This window comes from Ochrobactrum teleogrylli, assembly GCF_037482325.1.
Taxonomy (GTDB): Bacteria; Pseudomonadota; Alphaproteobacteria; order Rhizobiales; family Rhizobiaceae; genus Brucella; species Brucella teleogrylli.
Map to the genome: position 1 here is coordinate 3701528 of NZ_JBBHKQ010000001.1, position 19152 is coordinate 3720679.

Below are 19152 nucleotides of genomic sequence, written 5' to 3' on the forward strand. Positions count from 1 at the left end.
AAGATAAAGAGACGATGGTAGCGGAGGAGGGATTCGAACCCCCGACACAAGGATTATGATTCCTCTGCTCTAACCTACTGAGCTACTCCGCCACGCGTCGCTTTGCAGAAGTTTTGTCGTCGCCGTTTCCGGTGGGACAAAGCCTTGTTCCTGCAAGGAATGGCGGCGGTATATGTGGGGAATGAAACCCTGTCAAGCACTCTTCGCACAGGTTTCGTCTTGTTTTCGATCATTTGCACCGATAAGGAACTGTGCATAAGCAAAGGCATAGTTTCATGGCACCTCGTATTGCGGTTTTGGGTTGCGGCTATTGGGGCGGCAACCACATTCGTACCCTGAAGAGCCTCGGCGCCCTTCAGGCGGTCTCCGACGCCAACCCGGCAAATGCCGAACGATTCGCTTCCGAATTTGGCGTTCCCAATGTTCCGGTCGATGAATTGTTCACCCGTCCCGACGTGGACGGCATCGTTCTGGCCCTGCCTGCACAGTTCCACGCGCAATATGCGACCGAAGCTGTGAAGAACGGCAAGGATGTTCTCGTCGAGAAACCTATTGCGCTCGATGTCCCTTCGGCGGAAGCCGAAGTGGAAGCCGCGCGCGAAAATGGTCGCATCTTCATGGTCGGCCATGTTCTGCGGTTTCATCCGGCCTTCGAAAAGCTCCTCGACATGGTCAAGAGCGGTGAACTCGGCGATATCCGCTATGTTCATTCGCATCGCGTCGGTCTCGGCAAGTTCCACGCGCAGTTCGATGCGCTGTGGGACCTAGCGCCGCACGACCTCTCGATGATTCTCGCCATCACCGGCGAAGAGCCCAGCGCCATTCGCGGCGAAGGCACGGCCATCATCGACCATCTGAACGATTTTGCGCATGTTCACCTCGAGTTCCCGAGCGGCATTCGCGGGCATCTTTTTGCCTCGCGGCTCAATGCCTATCGCGAGCGGCGCCTGAGCGTGACCGGCACCAAGGGCATGGCCGTTTTCGACGACGGCGAGTCGTGGGACCGCAAGCTCGCCTTCTACAAACACGAAGTCTGGCGGGAAAACGACCAGTGGGCTTTCAAGTCGGCAGAGCCGATCTATATACCCGTCGAGGAAGGCATGCCGCTCACCCGCGAGTTGCAGCATTTCCTGCATTGCATCGAAACCCGTGAAACCCCGCGGACTGACGGCAAGGAAGCCATCAGTGTATTGCGGATATTGACCGAAGGTTCGGTGCAGCACACCAGATAAGACGTTCGCGGAAGGAGCTTTACGTTTCGTCAAGCGGTGTTACAGCATTCGCAAAACTTTGAACGCCCCGGCCATGGCAGGACGGCGCGCAAGCGAATAAATAGGTGCCAAGGATTCGCACGTTGGTTCGTGCGAGGCCAACTCTATGGAGCCAACATGCAGTTTATTGATCTTGGGGCGCAGCGCGCACGTATCGAAGACCGTCTCAATGCCGCCATTTCCAAGGTTGTTGCGGAAGGCCGCTATATTCTCGGGCCTGAAGTGGCGGAGTTCGAGAAGAAGCTCGGTGAATATCTGGGCGTTGAACATGTGATCGCCTGCGCCAATGGCACCGACGCCTTGCAGATGCCTCTGATGGCGCGCGGCATCGGTCCCGGCCATGCCGTTTTCGTTCCGTCCTTCACCTTTGCTGCGACCGCGGAAGTTGTGGCGCTGGTCGGAGCAGAGCCTGTTTTCGTCGATGTCGATGCCAACAGCTACAACATGAATGTCGAACAGCTTGAAGCTGCCATTGCCGCTATCCGCAAGGAAGGCCGTCTGGAGCCGAAGGCAATCATTCCGGTCGATCTGTTTGGCCTTGCTGCCGACTATAACCGCATCACCGCGATTGCCGAGCGCGAAGGCCTGTTCATCATCGAAGACGCTGCGCAGTCCATCGGCGGAAAGCGCGACAATGTCATGTGCGGCGCATTTGGCCATGTGGGCGCGACCAGCTTCTACCCGGCCAAGCCGCTCGGTTGCTATGGCGACGGTGGCGCGATGTTCACCAACGATGCCGAGCTTGCGGATACGCTGCGTTCGGTGCTGTTCCACGGCAAGGGCGAAACCCAGTACGACAATGTCCGCATTGGTATCAATTCGCGTCTGGACACGATCCAGGCTGCCGTTCTGCTGGAAAAACTTGCGATTCTCGAAGACGAGATGGAAGCGCGCGATCGTATCGCCAAGCGTTACAACGAAGCGCTGAAGGATGTGGTGAAGGTTCCGGCTCTTCCCGCTGGCAACCGTTCTGCCTGGGCGCAATATTCCATCGAAAGTGAGAACCGCGACGGGTTGAAGGCGCATCTTCAGGCTGAGGGCGTTCCGTCGGTGATCTATTATGTGAAGCCGCTGCATCAGCAGACGGCCTATAAGCATTATCCGGTTGCGCCGGGCGGCCTGCCGGTTTCTGAAGCTCTGCCATCGCGCATTCTGAGCCTGCCGATGCATCCCTATCTGTCGGAAGCCGATCAGGACAAGATCATCGGCGCCATCCGTGGTTTTCACGGTAAGAAGGCCTGATCTGATCAGTTCGTTGAAGAAAAAACCCGGCGAAAGCCGGGTTTTTTTATTTGCCAGTTTTTTCCAGCCGTTTTTCGACGCGTTTGGCGACGAAGCGTGCAATCGCCGGTCCGGCGAAAAGCACCACGAAGAACCGGCTTGTCTGCATGGCGATGATGAAGGGCAGGTCGACATTGGTGGATGCCGCGATAATGGCAACTGTGTCTGCGCCACCGGGGCTTGTCGCGAGGTAAGCGGTGAGGGGATCAAGATCGAGCATATGGCCAAGCGCCATACCGAACAAACCGCAGACGGCGATCAGGATCAGCGTCGAAGCCAGAACGGCGGGAAAAGCCCGCGCCGCATGGGCGATGATTGCGCGTGAGAAGCCAAGCCCGATGCGCCAGCCAATTAGCGTATAGCTGATCGCCAGCAGCCATGGCGGCAGATCGATGGTCATGACGCCGGTATCTTGCAGGATCGCGCCCAGCACCAGCGGCACCAGCATGGCGCCCGTTGGTATGCGCGAGATATGCCCCAGAAAGGCACCGCCAAGGACGAGAAGCAGCGTTGCGCCGAGGCTGGACGGGTTGAGCGGTGGAAACCAGTCTACAGCGGCAGGGGCCGCCATCTCCACGCCCGCGCCAAGGCGCACGACGAGCGATGCCGTGGTCGCAACCAGCACGACGCGGAGATACTGCATGAAGGCGACGAGGCGCGCATCCGCGCCGAAGGATTCCGCCATCAGGGTCATGGCGGTGGCAGCACCCGGTGACGAACCCCACACGGCGGTGGTTCCCGGCAGGACGCGGAACCGCGCCAGCAGATAGCCGATCAGTGTGCTGGCAAACAGCACGAAGAGCATCGAGACCAGGATAATCGGCAGGTGCCTGCCCATATTGGAGAAGAACTCGGGCGTGATGGCGCGGGCAATCAGCAGGCCGACCACCGCCTGCGCAAATGTCGAAAGCTGGCTGTGGACGCGCACGGTACTTTCGCCAGCCGCCATCAGGATGCCGCCGACCATTGCGCCCAGCAGCAGGGCTGCCGGAAGATGCAGAACTTCGCCTGCAAAAATCAGGACAGCCGACACCAACAGAAGCAGGCTCCACTGGAGCAGCTTCGGGATTTTCCTGAAATTGAATTTGTCTGGGGCTGGTTGAAGCCCTGAGGGGGCGGATTTTTGCATTGCGCTTCTTCCCTACATGCGGGTGAGGCGGGATGCAAACCAAGTTTCCATGACTGCGACGGCGTTTGTTGGTAACGGATTGCCGTTCGGTGGGCAGGCTATGCATAGACGAAAAGACGCCGCCCCTCGCAAGAAGGGCGACGCCTGAAAAAGAACAATCGTTTTGCCGTGGATCAGCCGATCATAGCGCGACGCTGATTGGCCGGGCGCTCGACGACTTCGCGTGGCGCCTTGCCGCCGTCGCGCTCTTCCAACGCTTCCGCCTTGGAGAGTTCGATCTCGGCCACGGCCAGTTCTGCCTCGGCTGCTTCCTTCTGCGACATCAGATCGCCGATCGAACCGAACAGGTTGTCACGCCGCTGGCGTGCAGCCTTGGCGAAGGTCGGATAGGCGAAATGATTGATATCGGTGATGCCAGCCTTCTTTTCTTCCGACAGGATCTGAGCGTCGAGTTCCCCCGCCATTCGCTCGAACTCGCCGATCATCAGGTCAAGCTGGCCCAGTTGACGGCGCTTTTCCTTCACCTGGAACAGTTTAAGCCTCACCAGGCTTTCACGTGGCTTCATACGCAATACTCCTTGAACACCAACCAGCTTCCATGTGTTGGGGCGTTCCCCCCGGACTTGAAGCACAATCGTATCGACTTCATTTCAAGTCGATCTGATTGGGCTTTATTAACAGGTGTGAATAAACAAAAAACGTCCGTTCACACCGCGAATCCCCCGCGAATCCAGCCCCTACAGGGGGAAAGCGTCGCGGCCGTTGTCAGAAATCACCGTTTACAACGAAACAAAAAGTTAAGATTTTGCTCGTTTGGTAACCATTCCTTTACCGGCGAGGTTAATCATACGCGTTAGGACTTAAGGCTCGGTAAACCTAATGTGCTTTTTGAGCAACAGGTGAAAGCTAGAGTCGAATGAATCGCTTAGCGAAGATTCTTAAAGCGATGCTTTAGAGTCAAAGAGACGTGAATCTCTTTATGATTCAAATCGCTATAAGAATTTTCTAAACAGGGCATAAATATGCTTGCCAACCAGAATCATATTTTGTTAACCATTTGCTGGCACCTTCATACAGAGGCAACGACGGTTCCGTGTGCCGCCTTGAGGGACATCTGGTCGGCTGCGGAAAGGGGATAAGAGATGCGCGTCCTTTTGATTGAAGACGACAGTGCTATCGCACAGAGCATTGAGCTGATGCTCAAGTCCGAGAGTTTCAATGTCTACACGACCGATCTGGGCGAGGAAGGCATCGATCTCGGCAAGCTTTATGACTACGACATCATCCTGCTGGATTTGAATCTGCCGGATATGTCTGGTTACGAAGTTCTTCGTACATTGCGCCTTTCCAAGGTGAAAACGCCGATCCTGATCCTCTCCGGCATGGCCGGCATTGAGGACAAGGTTCGCGGCCTTGGCTTTGGCGCCGACGATTACATGACCAAGCCTTTCCATAAGGATGAGCTGATCGCGCGTATTCATGCGATTGTTCGCCGCTCGAAGGGCCATGCACAGTCGGTCATCACCACGGGCGACCTGATCGTCAATCTGGACGCAAAGACGGTGGAAGTTTCCGGCCAGCGCGTTCACCTGACGGGTAAGGAATACCAGATGCTCGAGCTTTTGAGCTTGCGCAAGGGTACGACGCTCACCAAGGAAATGTTCCTCAACCACCTTTATGGCGGTATGGACGAGCCGGAACTGAAGATCATCGACGTCTTCATCTGCAAGCTGCGCAAGAAGCTTGATGCGGTTTCCGGTAGCCAGAGCTACATCGAGACCGTCTGGGGCCGCGGCTATGTGCTGCGCGAGCCGGATGCCGAACTGCGCGAAAGCGCCTGATCGGCCCCGGCCTTACGGTCAACGAACAAAAAAGCTCCGCTTCGGCGGAGCTTTTTGCTTTTGGTGCTATTGTATCAGGCTGCCTTATCGCGGCGTTTCGCCAACAGTCGGGCGAGGGCGTTTTTGCGGCTCGGCGCTCATCAGAAGAGCGAATTGCTCGGTGAGATAAGCGCGGTCGAAGGGCTTCAATATATAGCCATCGGCGCCGGAACGCTTGGCGCGCATGATGCGCGTGACGTCGAGCTCATAGAGACAGACGATAATGCGCGGATGCTGGCCGTCGGGCAGGGCGCGCAGGTCGGGAATGACTTCAAGTGCCGTCATATCCGGCAGATCGAAATCGAGAAGAATGATATCCGGCATGCGCGATGCGCAACTGTCGAGCGCTTCATGTCCGGTGGAGACTTCGGCAAATTCTGCAATGGAATCGGTCAGGATACGGCGCGCGACCTTGCGGATGACGGATGAATCGTCAACCAGCAGGCAATAACCGGCCATCGCTTCGTCTCCCATCGACTTTCCCCCAGAGCGGCAACGAAGCTGCCGAAACATCTTACCGCGACACGATATTTGCCTGCTGTCTTGTCAGCAGGAGCGCGGGCGGACCCGCGCGCCTAATACGCTCACTCGGCGGAGAATACGATATCTTCTGCCGTTGCGTGAATGGAAATCGTCATGCCGGCTTCTTCAGCGAGCAGCAGGGTGTAATAAGGCTGGACGGAATGCGCGTCGATCGGCTCTTCCGGGGTGGCGCCGGAATGCAGCTCCAGGAACTTCGGCGGAACACGCAGCATGCGGCCCTTGACCGTGATGACAAAGCGCGGCTCTGTATCGCCGCCTTCCAGACGCACCGCCAGCGAGCCGCCACGCGGGATCGCGCCATTGGCGATCAGAAGCATGTTGAGCAACAGCTTCACCTTGTTCTTCGGCAGAAGCACGCGGGTGCCTTCCCAGGTCAGCTCCGGCTTCTCGTTCTTGAAATATTCGGTGGCGACAGTCTGCGCGTCGCCCGTGTCGATCTGCACGCCTGCCGAACCGGCGGCGCCAAAGGCAATGCGGGCGAACTGGAGACGGGCGGAGGCATTGCGCGCGCTCGACTTGATCAGCGCCATCGCATCTTCGTCTGCGCCGCCTTCTTCCAGCAGTTCAAGACCGTTGTTGATCGCGCCAACCGGCGAGATGATGTCATGACAGATCCGGCTGCACAGAAGCGCACCGAGGTCGAGTGCGGAAAGGGTAACGGGTAGTGGCATGGCGCTTTCTCCGGAACGCGGATGGACCCGGCTCCGCGGCGCTTCGGCCGGACGGTCGCGTCCTGATCGGTTAACGAAACCGCACGTAAACTTGTCGTTTCCCGCGCGGCATGATGGCGGGCGAATCGCCCTGAATGTCGGTTTAACTGGATACACGCCATGCTGGAAAGCCGCAACAAAGCTGTCTTTTTCGAAAGCCGGATCGCCTGTCGTGCGCTAATGTTTTCCGCGTCGGCTTTTCGCCTTTCAAACGCCAATTTCGTTTCATAAAGATTTGGACAACATATTAGCGCGTACAATATGCGCGATTCGACGCGAAAGCCCGGAAGAGGCAGCGTCATGCTTTTAACAGGGCGTCAGACAGAGAAGCGGTAGCCAGAAGGAATTAAAAATGGCCATACCATCCCTGTCGCAAACCAGTTTCCGCAATGCGGCGTATTCTATTGCGTTTCTTGCGGCACTGATTGTCTCCATCCTCGCTCTGCCGCATCAGGCACGGGCGCAGAACACCTACACCGCCGAGGAAATCGTCGATTCCGGTCATCGGTTTTTCGGTTCGGCTTCAGGCGGACTTGCCAGCGCTGTCGAAAAAGCGTTCCAGAGCTTCGGCCTGCCGAACGGCTATGTTCTTGGCGAAGAAGGTTCCGGCGCTTTCATCGGCGGCCTGACCTATGGCGAAGGCACGCTTTATACGAAGAATGCCGGTGACCATAAGACCTACTGGCAGGGGCCTTCCCTTGGCTGGGATTTCGGCGGTCAGGGCTCGCGCGTCATGATGCTCGTCTATAATCTGGACGATATCCAGAACCTCTACGGTCGCTATGCGGGCGTTGCCGGTTCGGCCTACGTGGTCGCAGGCGTCGGGTTCAACGTGCTGAAGCGCCAGAATATCGTGCTCGTACCGATCCGCACCGGCGTCGGCGCAAGGCTCGGCGTGAATATCGGCTATCTGAAGGTTTCAGCTGCCCCGACCTGGAATCCGTTCTAAGTCGTTGTGAATTGCTGGTTGCGCGAAGGCTGTTCTGCACCCGGAATGTTTCGGTGCTAGAAAGCCTTTTGCGCATTCCAGCCCTATGCGCTACCATCGCTTGATGGTTCTGTTTGGCTGCAAAAAGCTCAACTTCGTGTGAAACCTTGATCCAGTCGGCACTTTTCTTCCTGCTTGGCGTTCTTGTGACGGTTTTCGTCCTGATCCTGCTCGGGCCATCGGTCTGGCGGCGCGCTTTCTTTCTGGCGCGACGGCAGGTTCAGGCCGAGTTGCCGATTACGCTTGCGGAAATTCGTGCAGACAAGGACGGTTTGCGCGCCGAATTTGCCGTGGCCATCAGCAAGCTGGAGCAGCAGTTGAAGCGGGAACGCCAGAAGGCTGCCGAACAGGCCGTCGTGCTTGGCCGCCAATATGAAGAGCTGAAGCGCATTCCCTTGCTTGAGGAAGGCCAGTCCGCCATTGAAAAGAAACTGGCTGAACAGGATCAGACGCTGTCGGACGCCAGGTCGTCCCGGCAGGCGGCATCGGAAAAGTCTGAAATCCTGCAAGCCGAGCTGGAACGAATGCAAAGCCATTACACTGCGCTGGAGGGGCTTGCGGATACGCTGCGTATCGAGATAAGCGCTAACGAGGCCGAACGTGGCCGCTTGTCGAGCGAGATGACAGAAATGCGCCGTGACCGTAAGGAAGCAACTGCCCGCTATAACGAGCTTTCAACGCAGCTCACTTCGGCGCAGACGGAATTGAAGAGCGAGAAACGCCGGAATGGCGATTTGCAGCAGAAGCTGGAAAAGCTGATTTCCGAACTATCGGATGCACAGGAAAAGCTGGAACGTTTTTCGCGCGGTGGTGCCGTGGCCCATGCACTGACCGATACGGATCAGGCGGAGATCATGCGCCAGAATGCAGCTCTTCGCGAAGAAATGGCGGAGCTTGCTGCGCGCATGGTCGCTGCAACCGCTGAAAAGGAAGGCCCCGATTCGCCCATTCACGGCATTCTGCAAGCGGCAGAAACAGCGGCAGGCGGTAAGAGCGTGAAGAACGGCAAAGCCGTTTCCAAAAGTCTCGCAAGCCGCATTCAGGAATTGCCCAAAGCCTGATCGATCCCTGATCCGTTATGAATCGGAAACACCGGGCCAGAGCGGCTACGATTAAGACGGAATCGTGGAACCGCACTATCTATTTGTTTTTACGCATTATCCTGCGCATCGAAGCGGGACCAGAAATCAGTCCAGTGGACTGATTTCCCCGCGTAGGCGCTACGCACTTTTGCTGGAAATGCTTCAAATGCGTCTGGCCGGTGTTTCTGTTGTTTGGCGATTCGTATCAGCCGTTGGTAATCACATCCGACCAGTCAGGGTGACGGGTCGCCTGTGCATGCATGAAGCTGCAACGCGGAATGATTTTCCAGCCATTGCGGCGCGCATCAAGAATGGCGTTCTTGGCCAGCGCCTGTGCGGCACCTTTGCCACGCATCGCTTCGGGCACGCGCGTGTGATCGACGGAAATGAGGGACGGCCCCAGCCTGGTGTAGGTCATTTCGGCTTCGCTGCCATCCAGCGACGCCACATAGCGTCCGCCATCGGAACTGTCTTCCTTGCGAATGTCGATATTTCCGCTCATGCCATCCTCCAGTGTGAACGCATACAGTCTTCAACATAGGAATGAATTGCGCAAACAAAAACCGGCCCAGTGGGCCGGTTTTAAATTTATCAGATCCATAGGCTGGATTGGCGCGGATGATCGAACACAAGGGTTCAACCCCGGCCCGATCCATCAGTGCCGATATTGCTGAATTCTGGTCGTCCTGAGACCGGCGAGACCATGCTCGTCGATTGAGGATTGCCAGCCAAGGAACTCCTCCACCGTCAATGTATAACGCTGGCATGCCTCCTCAAGGCTCAGAAGCCCGCCGCGAACAGCAGCGACAACTTCGGCCTTGCGGCGGATGACCCAGCGCCTTGTATTGGCGGGGGGAAGGTCCGCAATGGTCAGCGGGCTGCCATCGGGACCAATTACATACTTTATACGCGGTCTTACCAGATCGGTCATTGTACTCTCTACACAACACTCAAGGACCTAATCGAGTGTGAGACTAGCGCCACAGCTTTAAAAATTACCTAAACCGCCGGTAACACTCTGGTAACACTTGAAAAAATTTTGACGAAAAATGAGCCGACCGAAGCAATTCGGCCATTTTTCTGCGAATTTCACGGGGAAGTGTGGGGGCCGGGTCGCAATTCGACCAATGTTTATTCTGCGACACCTTGGCAAATTGCCGCAGTTTCGCCTATATAGGCCTTAGAAATCTGAATTTTGAGAAGCAGGGCGCATGCCCGGAAGCTGGAATCAATCATGAGCCTGAACAGCCTCGATCTGCCGGGAAAGCCGGAAGACACGCGCGTTGTCGTCGCCATGTCGGGCGGCGTCGATTCATCTGTTGTGGCCGGGATTCTCAAACGTGAAGGTTATGACGTCGTTGGCGTGACGCTGCAGCTTTATGATCATGGCGCAGCGGTTCATCGCGCCGGCTCCTGTTGTGCAGGACAGGATATCGAAGACGCCCGCCGCGTTTCGGAAAGCCTCGGCATTCCCCACTACGTCCTCGATTACGAAGCGCGCTTCCGCGAAGCCGTGATCGATCCGTTTGCGAATTCCTATGTTAGCGGCGAGACACCGATCCCATGTGTCTCGTGTAACCAGACGGTCAAGTTTGCTGACCTTCTCCAGACCGCGCGCGATCTTGGCGCCGACGCTCTGGCGACCGGGCATTATATTCGCAGCCGTGCAAATGGTGCGCATCGCTCGCTCTATCGTCCCGTCGATACCGACCGCGACCAGAGCTATTTCCTTTTTGCGACCACGCAGGAGCAGATCGACTATCTGCGTTTCCCGCTCGGCCATCTGCCAAAGGCGCAGGTGCGTGAAATCGCCGAGGAAATGGGCCTGACGGTTGCCAAGAAGCAGGATAGCCAGGATATCTGCTTCGTGCCGCAGGGCAAATATTCCGACATTATCTCCAGGTTGAAGCCTGAAGCCGCCAATCCGGGCGATATCGTCCATATAGACGGTCGCACGCTTGGCCGTCACGACGGCATTGTGCATTACACGGTCGGCCAGCGCCGCGGCATCGGCGTGGCCACCGGCGAGGCGCTTTATGTCGTGCATCTCGATGCCGCCAATGCGCGCGTCATCGTTGGTCCGCGTGAGGCGCTGGAAACGCACAAGGTGTTCCTGCGTGATATCAACTGGCTGGGTGATGGCCCGATCAGTGATCTGCCGGAAGGTGGAATGGAAGTTTTCGCCAAGGTTCGGTCCACGCGTCCGCCGCGCCCGGCCGTTCTGCGCCATGCCGATGGAAAGACCTGGGTTGAACTGGTGGACGGCGAAAGCGGTATCGCACCGGGACAGGCTTGCGTGCTTTATTCCGACGAGAGCAATACGGCGCGTGTTTTCGGCGGCGGCTTCATCGGTCGTTCGGAACGCGAACCGCAGGCCGAAGAAATGTTGCGCCGCCTGGTGGCCAGCACGGCGAGCGCTTCGGCAGCCTGAGTTGGTTGCGGAAAGCATCGAGAAACATCAAGGCGGGTGTGAAAGCACCCGCCTCTTTCTTTGCGCGCGAATTATTGAAACCGGCTGAAGCGCGACAGGGCGATGCCGGAAGCGGTGGCGACATTCAGGCTGTCGAATTCCTTCGACATGGGAATGCGGGCCGTCTGCAGACGCGCCAGAAGCCGTTGCGGCAGTCCTTCGCCTTCTGTGCCAAGCAGCAGCGCCTGACGATCATGTCCGGTTGCCTGATAGATGCTGGTTTCCGACGACGGGCTCAGCGCCAGCACGTTGAAGTCTGCATCTTGGAGCGCACCAAGAATCTCATCGATACGCCCGCCATGAAAATAGGGTACTTTCAGCGTTGCGCCGACTGAAACGCGAATGGCCTTGCGATAAAGCGGATCGCAGCAGGTTTCGTCCATCACCACACAATTGGCCTCGAAGGCGGCAGCGTTACGGAAAATGGAGCCGACATTGTCATGATTGGATATGCCGCACAGCACCGTGACCAGTGACCGTTGCGGAAGCGTGGCAAGCAAGTCAGCCAATTCCGGCTGCGGCTTGCGGCGACCGACGGCGAGAATGCCGCGGTGAACGTGAAAGCCCGCGACGGCATCCATGACGGTCTGCGGCACGCAATAGACCGGGGTGCCCGCAGGAATCTGTTTCAGCTGTTCCGTCAGTCCGTCGAGACGATTTTCCAGCACGAGCAACGATTCTGTCTCAAAGCGCGCGGTGGAAGAAAACAGCACATTGATGACGACCTTGCCTTCGGCGATGAAACGCTTCTGGCGTCCGACGAGGTCTTTTTCGCGAATGTCGCGATAGGGGGAAAGACGTTCGTCAGCCGGATCGTCTATTCTTTGGAGACAGCCGTGCAAATGATCTTCTTGTTTCATTGCACGGCTGTAACCTCATGCTTTAGGCGATGGCTAATACCGGCTGTTCCTGCCGGCGCGGTGCCGGACTCATATAGAGACTTGAGAGCGTCGACAACATCAACTCGATATGCGGTGACGAAACCATGTAGTAAATGGTCTGGGCATCGCGTCGGGTCGAAACAAGGTCGAGAGCGCGCAATTTGGCCAGATGCTGCGACAAGGCCGACTGACTGAGGTCAATGGCTTTGGCGAGCGCGCCAACAGACATTTCATTGTGTAGCAGCTTGCATAAAATCAATAGTCGCTTGTTGTTTGCGAGTGCTGAAAGAAAATCTGCTGCCTGTTCTGCATTTTCTGTTAAATCACAAAAAGTATGTTCTTTATTCATCTGCTGTCATACCCCCGTAAGACCGCTGGTAGGTTCAAATGACGGCCCCTTTTTGGAACACGCAGGTCAAATTTAATGGTTGGTATTTGGTTTGAAAAGACCTTGCTTAAATTCGCCCATGTTTAAATCGCGCAAATTTGTCCCAAAAAGAGCATGAATCCGTTTCAGGCGGGCGAGGCGGTCATTTTTAGCAGTTCTGCGCGCACTTCGGCTGCGCTGGCGCAGCTCCGCGAGAAGGGGAGTCGAACGATCTCATTGCCAGCTGCGATGTCGAGACCATCGGGGTCTATCCCCACCACCTTCAACGGCCTAGTCGCTGTGCCGGTCATCTGGCTGATGCGGGCAGCGATGGCATCTTCTCCGTTTTCTTTGACACTATCAAGAATGTCCTGTTCGTTGGGAGCTATACTTTCGGCGGTGGCTGCGGGACAGATCAGGTCCTCGGTTGCGAGGATGAAGGCTTTGCCGAAGCCGCCATTCAGGCTGGCGCCAAGCACATTCATGCGGAAGAACGCGAAGTCGCCAAGATCGACATAAAGCGCGCCTTTTGGATTGTGGTTGAGATAGCGGCGGCGCAGGCGTGGATAATCATCGGCCGTCCGCTCGACCCTTTCGGCGTCGCAATGCAACGTAATGCGCGGATGGGCGAGCGGGTCGCCCTTGCCGGGTTCGCCCAGCAGCAGAGAACAGGCGGGATTGGCGATGAGGCCCGGCGTGTGCGCGGCCAGCCCCGAAACCAGAATGAGCGGCGTGCCGTCCGTGTCGGTCGCGACTGCAACGCGGCTTGCCAGCGGGCGACCTGTTTTCGCATCCAGCACTGCCAGCGCGCCATAGCGCGCCGTGCGCATCAGTGTCTTTGCCAGCTGAATGGCTTCCGGCGTTGTCGGCCTGATGGGAGAATCGATTGGCTCTTTGGTCTGGTTCATCGCGCTGTCATAAACTTGAGTAAGATAATCCGCTATTAGCTGGTTTCTGCACAATGGAACAGGCCTGCGCACTGATATTTGCCCGCAATTTCAGCGATTCCAAAGATGCCGTGCAACCGCTGCGTGACGTTATGCGAAAATTTGCGCAAATAATATTATGATTTGACCGCCTTTAGCGCAATATTCCGCAATATGGCAATTTGAAGAAATTAAAATCTAAAAATATAGGTGATAAACGCATAAGAATGTGAACTGGTTCTAACAATTGCGCTTGCAAAGTGGGGAACCAAGCGTTTCGATAGGCCAGGCTGCGGGCAATGGGGCGCGCGCGGCACACTTTTCCGTGGAGGCGGACAATAAATGAAAATGTACAAAACACTCCTGGCTGCAACCGCGCTGGTGGCTCTTATGAGCGGTGCTGCTTCGGCAAAGACTTTTGTGTATTGCTCTCCGGCATCGCCTGAAGGCTTCGATCCGGCGGCATATACGGGCGGTGACACGTTCGATGCGTCTGCGCATCCGGTTTATAATCGTCTTGCCGAATTCGAGAACGGAACGACCAAGGTTGTGCCGGGTCTCGCTGAAAGCTGGGACGTTTCCAGCGACGGTCTGGAATACACCTTCCATCTGCGCAAGGGCGTGAAGTTCCATTCGAACGACTATTTCACGCCGACCCGCGAGTTCAATGCGGACGATGTGATCTTCTCGTTCGATCGCATGCGCAACAAGGACAATCCATGGCACCAGTATACCGCAGGGATCACCTACGAGTATTTCGACAGCATGGAAATGGGCGCGCTGATCAAGGACATCGTCAAGGTTGACGATTACACTGTCAAGTTCGTGCTGAACCGTCCGGAAGCACCGTTCCTCGCCAATATCTCGATGCCTTTCGCTTCGATCATCTCGAAGGAATACACCGACAAGCTGGCTGCCGATGGCAAGAAGGACGATCTCAATCAGATTCCGGTCGGCACTGGCCCGTTCCAGTTCGTCGCCTACCAGAAGGACGCCGTCGTTCGCTTCAAGGCCAATCCAGACTATTGGGGTGGCAAGCCGAAGATCGACGATCTCGTCTTCGCAATCACGACCGATCCAGCTGTGCGCGCGCAGAAGTTGAAGGCTGGCGAATGCCACCTGATGTCCTATCCGGCTCCGGCTGACATCAAGGGCCTTCAGGCCGATTCCAACCTCAAGGTTGACGAACAGGCTGGCCTGAACGTGGCTTATTTCGCGTATAACACGCTGAAGGCGCCTTACGATAAGCCGGAAGTCCGCAAGGCGCTGAACCAGGCTATCAACAAGCAGGCCATCGTCGATGCCGTGTTCCAGGGTCAGGGCCAGGTTGCCAAGAACCCGATCCCGCCGACAATGTGGGGCTATAACGACAAGGTCGAAGACGACAAGTACGATCCGGAAGCTGCCAAGAAGGCTCTTGAAGCCGCTGGCGTCAAGGATCTCAAGATGAAGCTGTGGGCGATGCCTGTCAGCCGTCCGTACATGCCGAACGCGCGTCGTACCGCCGAACTCATGCAGTCCGATCTGGCCAAGGTTGGCGTCAGCGCCGAAATCGTTTCGATGGAATGGGGCGAATACCTCAAGAAGTCGTCCGACAAGGACCGCGACGGTTCCGTCATCCTCGGCTGGACCGGTGACAATGGCGATCCGGACAACTTCATGGGCACGCTTCTCGGCTGCGCCGGCGTTGGCAACAACAACCGCGCCCAGTGGTGCTACAAGCCGTTCGAAGACCTGATCCAGAAGGCCAAGGTTTCGACCAGCCAGGAAGAACGCACCAAGCTTTACGAAGAAGCGCAGGTGATCTTCAAGGAGCAGGCTCCTTGGAACACCATCGCTCACTCGACGGTCTTCGTGCCGATGTCGGCCAAGGTTACGGGCTTCAAGCAGAGCCCGCTTGGTGACTATCGCTTCGAAGATGTTGATATCTCCGAGTAAAGTCTAACAACACCAGCGGCCGGGTGTGGAGGGTTCCTCCGCACCCGGTCGGAGTTTTTGTATGTTTCGTTTTATATTAAACAAACTCATCTATCTGGTGCCGACCTTCATTGGCATCACGATCGTTGCTTTCGCTTTCGTCCGGGTCTTGCCCGGCGATCCCGTCCTGCTGATGGCAGGCGAGCGCGGCGTCAGCCCGGAACGCCATGCAGAACTGATGGCGCAGCTCGGCTTTGACCGCCCCATCTGGCAGCAATATCTGGATTATGTCTGGAACCTGCTGCACGGCGATTTTGGCCAGTCTCTGGTGACCAAGAAGCCTGTTCTCGTTGAATTTTTCACGCTGTTTCCAGCTACGGTAGAGCTGTCGATCTGCGCGATCATTGTGGCGATCTGCCTTGGCATTCCGGCAGGCGTCATCGCCGCCGTCAAGCGCGGTTCCTGGTTCGATCAGGGCCTCATGGGCATTTCCCTGGTTGGTTACTCGATGCCGATTTTCTGGTGGGCGCTTTTGCTCATCATTTTCTTCTCGGGTATTTTGCAGTGGACGCCGGTTTCAGGGCGCATTTCGCTCCTCTATTTCTTCCCGTCGGTGACGGGTTTCATGCTGATCGACAGCCTGATGTCGGACCAGAAGGGCGCGTTCCTTTCGGCGGTCTCGCATCTCATCCTGCCGACCATCGTGCTGGCGACCATTCCGCTCGCGGTCATTGCGCGCCAGACGCGCTCGGCGATGCTGGAAGTGCTGGGTGAGGACTATGTGCGCACCGCCCGCGCCAAGGGTCTGCCGACGCGCCGCGTCGTGGGCATTCACGCGCTGCGCAACGCCATGATCCCCGTCATCACGACAATCGGCTTGCAGGTCGGTGTGCTGATGGCCGGTGCGATCCTGACGGAGACCATCTTCTCCTGGCCTGGCATCGGAAAATGGATGCTCGATTCCATTTTCCGCCGCGACTATCCGGTCGTGCAGAGCGGTCTGCTGCTGATTGCCGCCATTATCATGGTGGTCAATCTTGTGGTCGATCTGCTGTACGGCCTGATCAATCCGCGTATCCGGCATAAGTGAGGGTATCATGACACACTCAGCTATTCAGCCGGAAGCCGCAAACGACATCGGCAAGATGCGCGCGCTGAAGGATTTCTGGTTCTATTTCAGCGTCAATCGCGGCGCGGTTATCGGCCTCTACGTCTTTATGGCGGTCATTCTCGTGGCCATTCTGGCGCCGGTCATTGCACCGCATAGTCCTGTCGATCAGTTCCGCGACTACATCAAGCTGCCGCCTTTCTGGCAGGAAGGCGGTTCGACCCAGTTCTTGCTTGGAACGGATGAGGTGGGCCGTGATATTCTGTCCCGCCTGATCTATGGCGCGCAATATTCGCTGCTGGTCGGTTTCGTCATCGTCATCATTTCGATGTGCCTCGGCATCACCATCGGCCTCATCACCGGCTATTTCGGTGGCGGCGTCGATACGGTGTTCATGCGCATCATGGACGTGATCCTGGCATTCCCGTCGCTGCTGCTGGCGCTGGTTCTGGTGGCTATTCTGGGACCGGGCCTCATCAATGCCGTGCTTGCGATCACGCTTGTCTTGCTGCCGCATTTTTCTCGTCTCACCCGCGCCGCCGTCATGGCGGAAAAGGAACGCGAATACGTGACCGCGGCCAAGCTTGCCGGAGCAAGCAGGCTGCGCCTGATGTTCAAGACCATCCTGCCGAACTGTCTCGCGCCCCTCGTGGTGCAGGCGACGATGTCGTTTTCCAACGCCATCCTCGACGTGGCGGCATTGGGCTTCCTTGGCATGGGCGCACAGCCGCCAACGCCGGAATGGGGCACCATGCTCGCATCGGCGCGCGAGTTCATCACCAGCGCCTGGTGGATTGTGACCTTCCCGGGTCTGGCAATCCTGATCACTGTTCTCGCCATCAATCTGATCGGCGACGGTCTGCGCGATGCGCTTGACCCGAAACTCAAGAGGAGCTGATCGATGGCTTTGCTTGAAATCAAGAACCTTACGGTTTCGTTCGATACTTCGACCGGTCCTTTCAAGGCGGTCGATGGCATCGATATCACGGTCGACAAGGGCGAAGTTCTGGCCATTGTCGGCGAGTCCGGTTCGGGCAAGTCGGTCGGTATGCTCGCAGTGATGGGCCTTCTGCCCAAGACCGCGACCGTGACGGCGGACAAGATGTCGTTCGACGGCAAGGATTTGCGCACGCTTTCCAGTTCGGAGCGCCGCCAGATCATTGGTCGCGACATTTCGATGATCTTTCAGGAGCCGGTTGCGAGCCTCAATCCGTGCTTCACGGTCGGCTACCAGCTTGAAGAAGCGCTCAGGCAGCATATGGGCATGAACGGTTCGGCGAGCCGTGCTCGCGCGATCGAGCTCCTCGAACTGGTTGGAATCCGCGATGCCTCTGAGCGTCTCGGCAGCTTCCCGCATCAGATGTCGGGCGGCCAGTGCCAGCGTGTTATGATTGCTATCGCGATTGCCTGCAATCCGAAGCTACTGATCGCTGATGAGCCGACCACGGCTCTCGACGTGACGATCCAGAAGCAGATCCTCGATCTGCTGATGCGGCTTCAGGTGGAGCATGGCATGGGCCTGATCATGATTACCCACGATATGGGTGTCGTCGCCGAAACGGCGGATCGTGTCATCGTGCAGTATAAGGGTCACAAGATGGAGGACGCCGACGTGCTGTCGCTGTTTTCCGCACCGAAAAGCCCTTACACGCGCGCGCTTCTGTCGGCTCTGCCGGAAAATGCGACAGGCGACCGTCTGCCGACGGTGTCGGATTTCGCTTTTGACGAGACCAGTGCAGGAGAAGCGCGATGAGCGAGATCGTTCTCGAAGCGCGCGATATCAAGCGCGATTACCACGTCGGCGGCGGCCTGTTCGGCAAGCCGAAGGTGGTTCATGCCGTCAAGGGCGTCAGCTTCAAGCTCGAAAAGGGCAAGACGCTGGCAATCGTTGGCGAATCGGGTTGCGGCAAGTCCACACTGGCGCGCATCCTCACCATGATCGATCCGCAGACTTCCGGCGATCTGACGATCGGCGGCAAGGATGTGAACATCGCTCGTGACGGGCTGACCGCCGAAATGCGCCAGAAGGTGCAGATCGTGTTCCAGAACCCTTACGGTTCGCTCAATCCGCGCCAGAAGATCGGCGACGTGCTGGCCGAACCGCTGCTGCTGAACACGAATATGTCGGCGGAAGAGCGTCGCGCCAAGGCGATGCAGATGTTGTTGAAGGTTGGTCTCGGTCGCGAGCACTTCAACCGCTATCCGCATATGTTCTCGGGCGGCCAGCGCCAGCGTATCGCCATTGCGCGCGCGCTGATGCTCAATCCGAAGCTGCTGATTCTCGACGAGCCGGTTTCTGCGCTCGATCTGTCGGTGCAGGCGCAGGTGCTGAACCTGTTGTCCGACCTGCAGGAAGAGTTCGGTCTCACCTATGTCTTCATCAGCCACGACCTTTCGGTGGTGCGCTATATCGCTGACGAGGTGATGGTGATGTATTTTGGTGAGGTGGTTGAATACGGGTCGCGTGACGACGTGTTCAACAATCCGCAGCACGATTACACGAAGAAGCTGTTTGCCGCGACGCCGCGTGCTGATGTCGATGCCATTCGCGCCCGCGTTGAAGCGCGTGCCGCCGCCAGACAGGCCGCACAGGCTTAAC

20 protein-coding genes and 1 tRNA gene are annotated in these 19152 nt (G+C 57.2%); 11 read left to right on the forward strand and 10 right to left on the reverse strand.

Features of this window, described 5'->3' with window-relative positions; all coding sequences use genetic code 11:
* Positions 1-15: 15 nt before the first annotated feature.
* Positions 16-92, reverse strand: a tRNA-Met gene (locus WIX40_RS17330).
* 183 nt (positions 93-275) lie between these two features.
* Between WIX40_RS17330 and WIX40_RS17335 the strand changes: the two genes are divergently transcribed.
* Entirely contained in the window at positions 276-1232 is a 957-nt protein-coding gene (locus WIX40_RS17335; RefSeq protein ID WP_339440845.1) for a Gfo/Idh/MocA family protein, read from the forward strand.
* 156 nt (positions 1233-1388) lie between these two features.
* Positions 1389-2513, forward strand: a complete 1125-nt coding sequence (locus WIX40_RS17340) for a DegT/DnrJ/EryC1/StrS family aminotransferase (protein WP_109369545.1) — start codon at positions 1389-1391, stop codon at positions 2511-2513.
* A gap of 46 nt (positions 2514-2559) precedes the next feature.
* On the opposite strand, the gene WIX40_RS17345 is transcribed toward WIX40_RS17340, so the two are convergent.
* Entirely contained in the window at positions 2560-3681 is a 1122-nt protein-coding gene (locus WIX40_RS17345) for an AbrB family protein (protein ID WP_339440846.1), read from the reverse strand.
* 173 nt (positions 3682-3854) lie between these two features.
* Positions 3855-4247, reverse strand: coding sequence for a flagellar export protein FliJ (locus WIX40_RS17350; RefSeq protein WP_078338800.1), 393 nt, complete (start codon positions 4245-4247; stop codon positions 3855-3857).
* A 576-nt stretch (positions 4248-4823) separates the two neighbouring features.
* Between WIX40_RS17350 and ctrA the strand changes: the two genes are divergently transcribed.
* Positions 4824-5522 carry a response regulator transcription factor CtrA gene (gene ctrA, locus WIX40_RS17355; protein ID WP_078338799.1) on the forward strand — a complete coding sequence of 233 codons (699 nt, stop codon included), beginning with the start codon at positions 4824-4826 and terminating at the stop codon, positions 5520-5522.
* Positions 5523-5606: 84 nt separating this feature from the next.
* Here ctrA and WIX40_RS17360 read toward each other — a convergent pair whose 3' ends face one another.
* Together WIX40_RS17360 and chpT are read right to left on the reverse strand one after the other, a co-directional pair.
* Positions 5607-6035: a response regulator gene (locus tag WIX40_RS17360; protein WP_171318505.1), complete on the reverse strand. Its 429-nt coding sequence runs from the start codon at positions 6033-6035 to the stop codon at positions 5607-5609.
* A 110-nt stretch (positions 6036-6145) separates the two neighbouring features.
* Positions 6146-6775 carry a histidine phosphotransferase ChpT gene (gene chpT, locus WIX40_RS17365; RefSeq protein ID WP_109369542.1) on the reverse strand — a complete coding sequence of 210 codons (630 nt, stop codon included), beginning with the start codon at positions 6773-6775 and terminating at the stop codon, positions 6146-6148.
* 391 nt (positions 6776-7166) lie between these two features.
* Between chpT and WIX40_RS17370 the strand changes: the two genes are divergently transcribed.
* Together WIX40_RS17370 and WIX40_RS17375 are read left to right on the forward strand one after the other, a co-directional pair.
* Entirely contained in the window at positions 7167-7763 is a 597-nt protein-coding gene (locus WIX40_RS17370) for a DUF1134 domain-containing protein (protein WP_109369541.1), read from the forward strand.
* Between the two features lie 170 nt (positions 7764-7933).
* A complete protein-coding gene (locus WIX40_RS17375; RefSeq protein ID WP_339441076.1) occupies positions 7934-8863 on the forward strand; it encodes a coiled-coil domain-containing protein in 930 nt (309 codons plus the stop codon).
* Positions 8864-9089: 226 nt separating this feature from the next.
* Here WIX40_RS17375 and WIX40_RS17380 read toward each other — a convergent pair whose 3' ends face one another.
* The gene (locus WIX40_RS17380; protein ID WP_109369539.1) at positions 9090-9386 is read right to left on the reverse strand and encodes a GNAT family N-acetyltransferase; all 297 of its coding nucleotides are present in this window, start codon (positions 9384-9386) and stop codon (positions 9090-9092) included.
* A gap of 153 nt (positions 9387-9539) precedes the next feature.
* The gene (gene sciP / locus WIX40_RS17385; protein ID WP_010659559.1) at positions 9540-9815 is read right to left on the reverse strand and encodes a CtrA inhibitor SciP; all 276 of its coding nucleotides are present in this window, start codon (positions 9813-9815) and stop codon (positions 9540-9542) included.
* Positions 9816-10118: 303 nt separating this feature from the next.
* Between sciP and mnmA the strand changes: the two genes are divergently transcribed.
* On the forward strand, positions 10119-11315 hold the full coding sequence (gene mnmA / locus WIX40_RS17390; RefSeq protein WP_339440867.1) for a tRNA 2-thiouridine(34) synthase MnmA: 1197 nt from the start codon (positions 10119-10121) through the stop codon (positions 11313-11315).
* Positions 11316-11386: 71 nt separating this feature from the next.
* Here the strand turns inward: mnmA and WIX40_RS17395 are convergent, their stop codons facing one another.
* The 3 genes from WIX40_RS17395 to WIX40_RS17405 form a co-directional block, all read right to left on the reverse strand.
* Positions 11387-12214, reverse strand: coding sequence for a TrmH family RNA methyltransferase (locus WIX40_RS17395; RefSeq protein WP_339440868.1), 828 nt, complete (start codon positions 12212-12214; stop codon positions 11387-11389).
* Between the two features lie 22 nt (positions 12215-12236).
* Positions 12237-12584, reverse strand: a complete 348-nt coding sequence (locus WIX40_RS17400) for an ArsR/SmtB family transcription factor (RefSeq protein ID WP_140024245.1) — start codon at positions 12582-12584, stop codon at positions 12237-12239.
* Between the two features lie 164 nt (positions 12585-12748).
* Positions 12749-13510: a HugZ family pyridoxamine 5'-phosphate oxidase gene (locus WIX40_RS17405; protein ID WP_109369536.1), complete on the reverse strand. Its 762-nt coding sequence runs from the start codon at positions 13508-13510 to the stop codon at positions 12749-12751.
* Between the two features lie 360 nt (positions 13511-13870).
* On the opposite strand from WIX40_RS17405, the gene WIX40_RS17410 reads away from it, so the two are divergent.
* The 5 genes from WIX40_RS17410 to WIX40_RS17430 all read left to right on the forward strand — a co-directional run bounded on the left by WIX40_RS17410 (position 13871) and on the right by WIX40_RS17430 (position 19151).
* Positions 13871-15466: an ABC transporter substrate-binding protein gene (locus WIX40_RS17410; protein ID WP_109369535.1), complete on the forward strand. Its 1596-nt coding sequence runs from the start codon at positions 13871-13873 to the stop codon at positions 15464-15466.
* Between the two features lie 61 nt (positions 15467-15527).
* The gene (locus WIX40_RS17415; protein ID WP_109369534.1) at positions 15528-16535 is read left to right on the forward strand and encodes an ABC transporter permease subunit; all 1008 of its coding nucleotides are present in this window, start codon (positions 15528-15530) and stop codon (positions 16533-16535) included.
* Positions 16536-16542: 7 nt separating this feature from the next.
* Positions 16543-17451 (forward strand): ABC transporter permease subunit, encoded by a 909-nt coding sequence (locus WIX40_RS17420; protein WP_104756074.1) that lies wholly within the window; start codon positions 16543-16545, stop codon positions 17449-17451.
* A gap of 3 nt (positions 17452-17454) precedes the next feature.
* A complete protein-coding gene (locus WIX40_RS17425) occupies positions 17455-18306 on the forward strand; it encodes an ABC transporter ATP-binding protein (protein ID WP_109369533.1) in 852 nt (283 codons plus the stop codon).
* Positions 18303-19151, forward strand: coding sequence for a dipeptide ABC transporter ATP-binding protein (locus tag WIX40_RS17430; RefSeq protein WP_121536552.1), 849 nt, complete (start codon positions 18303-18305; stop codon positions 19149-19151). The genes WIX40_RS17425 and WIX40_RS17430 overlap by 4 nt, the downstream gene beginning before the upstream one ends.
* The last annotated feature ends 1 nt before the right edge of the window (position 19152 follow it).